This is a genomic window from Myxococcus vastator, from assembly GCF_010894475.1.
Lineage (GTDB): Bacteria > Myxococcota > Myxococcia > Myxococcales > Myxococcaceae > Myxococcus > Myxococcus vastator.
In genome coordinates this window covers 1-2,838 of the sequence record NZ_JAAIYB010000701.1, presented here as the reverse complement: position 1 = coordinate 2,838, position 2,838 = coordinate 1, and the positions used below count along the sequence as shown (strand labels likewise).

Below are 2,838 nucleotides of genomic sequence, written 5' to 3'. Positions count from 1 at the left end.
CCGCAGAAGGGCGAGACGACGGGCGAGGACCGGCGCAAGCGGCTCTTCGGTGCCTTCGACAAGACGGCCAAGGCGGCCGAGCCCGAGGAGGCGGAGGGCGCCGAGGACGGCGACCCGGACGGCGACTCGGCCACCGCGGAAGGCGAGCGCTACTTCGGCCTGCTCCAGTCGCAGGTCCGCCGTCACTACAGCGTGGCGGACACCATCCCCGAATCCGAGCGGCTGCACCTCAAGGCCACGGTGGCGGTGCGCCTGGGCCGCACGGGTGAAGTGCTGGACGTGAATCTCACCAAGGCCAGTGGGAACGACCTCTTCGACTCGGCCGTCGTCACGGCCGTGCGCAAGGCCGCGCCCTTTTCTCCTCCGCCGGACCATCTCCGGGACGCCCTGCAGAAGAGCGGCGTCAACCTGGTGTTCAACGCCCTATGAAAGCCCTGCTCCTCTCCCTGCTGCTCCTCCCTGTCGTCGCGCTCGCGCAGGCGCCCACCATCGAAATCTCCGGCGCCAACTTCCGCCCGCTGCCGGTGGCGGTGCCCGCGCCCCTGACGCAGAACGACGGCGCGAAGGCGCTGGTGGCCCCCTTCGACGCGGCCTTCAGCTTCGACCTGGCCGCCTCCGGCATCCTCCAGGTGCTGGACCGCAAGGGCTTCACGGCGGACGCGAAGGAAGGCATGGCCGCGGCCAGCATCAACTTCAGCCGCTGGGCGGACGTGGGCGCGGAGGCGCTCGTGAAGGTGTCGCTGGCGCAGGACGGCGGCGTGCTGCGCGGGGAGCTGCGCCTGTTCAACGTGGGCACCGGCCGCGAGGACCTGAAGGTGTCCAAGGACGCGCCCGGCGACAGCGCCTCGCTGCTGGCGCACCGCCTGGCGGACGCGCTGTACCGGCACTTCACCAAGGAGCCCAGCCCCTTCCTTTCGCGCATCACCTACGTGCGCAAGGCGGGCGCCAACCGCGACGTGTACGTGGCGGACTGGGACGGCGGCAACGCCCGGGCGCTCACCAAGGGCGGCATCAACATCCTGCCCGCGCTGAGCCAGGACGGCTCGCGGGTCGCCTTCACCACGTACCGCAAGAATCGCCCGGACATCTACGTGCAGTCCCCCGGCGGTGAGGCGAAGGCCGTCGTCTCCGGCGGGCAGATGGCCACCGGCGCGGCCTTCTCTCCGGACGGCAAGCGCATCGCGTACTCGCTGGCCGAGGGCGAGAGCGCCCAGGTGTACGTGGCCAACGCGGACGGCAGCGGCGCGCGCGCCCTCACCGACACGCCCTACGGCCTCAACACCAGCCCCACCTGGTCGCCGGACGGCAAGCGCATCGCCTTCGTGTCCAACCGGGGCGGCAGCCCGCAGGTCTACGTCATGAACGCGGACGGCACGGGCGTGCGCCGGCTCACCTTCCAGGGCAACTACAACCAGACCCCGGACTGGTCGCCGCGCGGAGACCTCATCGTCTTCACCGCTCGCGACGAGCGCAACGCCTTCGACCTCTTCACCATCAGCGTCGAGACGGGCAAGGTGACGCGCCTCACGCAGGACCAGGGCAGCAACGAGGAGCCCGCCTTCTCGCCCAACGGGCGGCTCATCGTCTTCACGTCCACGCGCAACGGCGGCTCGCGGCTCCACGTCATGACGGCGGACGGCAACAACCAGCTCCCGCTGCGCGCCGAGAAGGGCGTCTACCAGACGCCGGACTGGTCGCCGCTGCCGCAGGCGCAGTAGCCGTCCCCAGGGCCCGTGGGACGCCAGCGAGCGCCCCACGCCCGGCGCCAGGACGTCACGTTGACAGCCGGGGCGCGCTCGGGTCGAGTCCTCCCGCATGAGCGCGCCCTTCCGCAGCCACTGGAGCCTGGACCCCGAGGTCGTCTTCCTGAACCACGGCTCGTTCGGCGCATGCCCGACGGCCGTCCTCCAGCGTCAGTCCGAGCTGCGCGCGCGCCTGGAAGCCGAGCCGGTGCGCTTCCTCCACCGCGAAATCGAGCCGCTGCTCGATGACGCCCGCGCCGCGCTCGCCACGTTCCTCGACGCGGACGCGGACGACCTGGGCTTCGTCCCCAACGCGACGGCGGGGGTGAACACGGTGCTGCGCTCGCTGCGCTTCGCCCCCGGCGACGAGCTGCTCACCACCGACCACGAGTACAACGCCAGCCGCAACGCGCTGGACTTCGTGGCCTCGCAGTGGGGCGCCAAGGTGGTGGTGGCGAAGCTGCCCTGGCCGGTGCCGTCCGCGCAGTCGGTGGTGGACGCGGTGCTGCCCCACGTCACCCCGCGCACGCGCCTGTTCCTGGTGGACCACGTCTCCAGCCAGACGGCCCTGGTGCTGCCGCTGGCGCGGCTCGTCACCGCCCTGCGCGAGCGCGGCGTGGAGACGCTGGTGGATGGCGCGCACGGGCCGGGCATGCTGCCGCTGTCACTGCGCGCGCTGGGCGCCGGCTACTACACGGGCAACTGCCACAAGTGGCTGTGCGCCCCCAAAGGCGCCGCGTTCCTGCACGTCCGGCGCGACCTCCAGCCCGCAATCAAGCCCCTGTCCGTGAGCCACGGACACAACTCCCGGCGGACGGACCGCTCCCGCTTCCGGCTGGACTTCGACTGGACGGGGACACACGACCCGTCGCCCATGCTCTGTGTGCCCGACGTGATTCGCTTCATGGGCGGACTGCTCCCCGGCGGCTGGCCGGAGGTCATGGCGTCGAACCGGGCCCAGGTGCTGGCGGCGCAGCGCCTGCTGTGCGCGCGGCTGGGCACCCAGCCCACCTGCCCCGAGGACATGATGGGCAGCATGGCCACGGTGACGCTGCCGGACGGCTTCCCCGAAGTCCCCCCGCCCCCGCTCTACGTG

3 protein-coding genes are annotated in these 2,838 nt (G+C 71.8%); all 3 read left to right on the top strand.

The features are described 5' to 3' along the window. Nucleotides 1-429 (top strand): energy transducer TonB (locus G4D87_RS36260; RefSeq protein WP_163787368.1); only part of this gene is annotated, 429 nt, incomplete at its 5' end. Further along, nucleotides 426-1,718: a Tol-Pal system beta propeller repeat protein TolB gene (gene tolB, locus G4D87_RS36255; protein WP_163787367.1), complete on the top strand. Its 1,293-nt coding sequence runs from the start codon at nucleotides 426-428 to the stop codon at nucleotides 1,716-1,718. The genes G4D87_RS36260 and tolB, both read left to right, overlap by 4 nt. Before the next feature lie 97 nt (nucleotides 1,719-1,815). Next, the coding region (locus tag G4D87_RS36250) for an aminotransferase class V-fold PLP-dependent enzyme (protein WP_163787366.1) at nucleotides 1,816-2,838 on the top strand (1,023 nt) is incomplete at its 3' end.